The organism is Calderihabitans maritimus, assembly GCF_002207765.1.
GTDB lineage: Bacteria > Bacillota > KKC1 > Calderihabitantales > Calderihabitantaceae > Calderihabitans > Calderihabitans maritimus.
In genome coordinates this window covers 1-1,924 of the sequence record NZ_BDGJ01000048.1, presented here as the reverse complement: position 1 = coordinate 1,924, position 1,924 = coordinate 1, and the positions used below count along the sequence as shown (strand labels likewise).

3 protein-coding genes and 1 pseudogene are annotated in these 1,924 nt (G+C 41.3%); 1 reads left to right on the top strand and 3 read right to left on the bottom strand.

The window, feature by feature from the left end:
• A partial coding sequence (locus tag KKC1_RS17380; RefSeq protein ID WP_368731555.1) for a DUF6391 domain-containing protein occupies positions 1–317 on the top strand: 317 nt, incomplete at its 5' end.
• Positions 318–750: 433 nt separating this feature from the next.
• Here KKC1_RS17380 and KKC1_RS05545 read toward each other — a convergent pair.
• From KKC1_RS05545 to KKC1_RS05535, 3 genes and pseudogenes are all read right to left on the bottom strand, one after another.
• Positions 751–864, bottom strand: a pseudogene (locus tag KKC1_RS05545) (cold shock domain-containing protein); the annotation flags it as partial.
• Positions 865–921: 57 nt separating this feature from the next.
• Positions 922–1,410 carry a PIN domain-containing protein gene (locus KKC1_RS05540; RefSeq protein WP_088553501.1) on the bottom strand — a complete coding sequence of 163 codons (489 nt, stop codon included), beginning with the start codon at positions 1,408–1,410 and terminating at the stop codon, positions 922–924.
• Positions 1,394–1,687, bottom strand: coding sequence for a UPF0175 family protein (locus KKC1_RS05535; protein WP_088553500.1), 294 nt, complete (start codon positions 1,685–1,687; stop codon positions 1,394–1,396). Before KKC1_RS05535 ends, KKC1_RS05540 begins: the two co-directional genes overlap by 17 nt.
• Between the last annotated feature and the right edge of the window lie 237 nt (positions 1,688–1,924).

The window sequence follows — 1,924 nt, the reverse complement described above, 5'->3', positions numbered from 1 at the left end:
CGCGATGTGGGACTTCAATAGCGGCGGCCAATTTTCTTTTCTCCCTTGTATTCATACTTGTCCTCTTTTTTTACGAAGACCTATCTCTGATAAATATTGTTGCGGCCTTTCTTTTGGCCAATATACTGGCCAAGCCCTTTGGCTTGACACTGCAGAAATTTTTTACGACATATCCTGATGTTAGGGATATGAGTATATTGGACATTTACGGCAAACCTCTGACATTCGGATTCCCCTTTGAGATAATAATAAATCCAAACCGGACTTACTTTATAAAAACGACTTCAGGGAACGGATTCTTTTGGTTTTTATGTTAGGAAGCTGTTCAAAGGTAAGTCGGTTTCCTGGCTAAGCCGGGCCAGCACCTGCAGGGTTTCCTTTTTGCCGCGGGCATCTAGTACCATCTTGCGGGGACGGATAAGAAATTAGCGAAGGTCTTAAGGCAAAAGTTTTCCTGGAAGCTGGAAATCCGACAAGATTTGAATAATATTACTAAGAAATTGAACGTAATAGAAAACGCGCAGGTTGAAGATAAGAACTACTACCAAAATAAGGTAGTAGTTTTGATTTATACGGGGAATTCGACATATTACGACAAGTAAAAGCGAAACCCGTCTCCTCAAAAATGCCATAAAAAGACCAAGGCTTATACCAATGGGCGCCCCACATAGCAAAACGTGTAAAGATGCTATTGAGTAATGAAAAAGGGCATTCCCCGGTTAGAGAATACCCTCTTTATGTGTACCTGCGTTATTTACGCACAACATTGGCGGCTTGTGGACCCCGACTACCTTCGACGATGTCAAAAGATACATTTTGACCTTCCTCGAGGGTCTTGAACCCATCGCCCTGGATTGCAGAAAACCCTTCACTGACTAAATAGTGAAAGGTATACTTTAAACCCTCAATACTCTTAGACTATTAGCCGACTGTGTCGCTTTCCTCTTTGACCTTTTTCCTTACCTCCTCTGCAAACCGAAAACCATTTTGTTCCAGTTTATTAAAAATTTCATCAAGATTGGAAATTAGCCCCTTCTTGGCAACAAGGCCCAAAATCCCTACAGTACCCATAATTTTCATTCCAGAACTTCTGGCTACTCTCCGTGCTTTTTTCTCGTCTACCAAAAGATAATCTGCTCCTAATTCCTTTGCTAGAACAACCGCTTCGGCTTCCCCGCGATCGAGGTCCGCTTTAAGTATTGAAACAGCGAGGAGATTTTGTACCTCCCTTTTTATGATCCATGAGGCATTGGCAACCTCCTTTTCGCCCGGTCTATCGGCACCTTCCAATACTACCTCATTGTATACGGCAGTGGGTATAATTATAGTGCCGAATATGAGATGTAAAAGTTCTAATTTATTGATCCTGGACAAAGCAATAAGAGGGGTTGAGTTAGAGACGACTTTCATTTTGCAAGAACTCCTTGACTGTTGATAGATCATCCTCTAACTCATGAACATCGTAGTTAAGGGGAATATTGTGAGTTGCCAAAAAATCCAAAAAATCTTGCTTGGATACATTAGCTAATTGGGCCGCCTTGCCCAAAGATAAACTACCGTCAGCATAAAAGGTTGCAGCCAGCCTTTTCAATGCTTCAGCTTTAATTAATGTTTGCGTTACAGCTCGTCCTTTAAGGAATAATTCTTTGGGCAATTCAAATTCTATCTTTATGGTTTCACCAGACATCTTATTCTCCTCCTGAGTGATAGTAACGGTGGAAACAACGATCTTTTGTAAGATTATACCATATGCAATACTCAGGCTCAACTGCTGTTTCCTTTAAGCTATTTGCTTTGTAAAACATTTTGGGCGTCTGGCAAGATAAGATTGGCAACGGTTCGAAGCAATGGAGTCCTAATAGGGCGGGAGATTAACCTGATAATAGTTTAATTGTCACTGTTTTCCATAGGCCCATCTGAAAAA

What these genes read in the sequence shown, in the direction of transcription:
- KKC1_RS05540 (WP_088553501.1), bottom strand. Translation starts at nt 1,410, where the DNA reads ATGAAAGTCGTCTCTAACTCAACCCCTCTTATTGCTTTGTCCAGGATC.
- KKC1_RS05535 (WP_088553500.1), bottom strand. Translation starts at nt 1,687, where the DNA reads ATGTCTGGTGAAACCATAAAGATAGAATTTGAATTGCCCAAAGAATTA.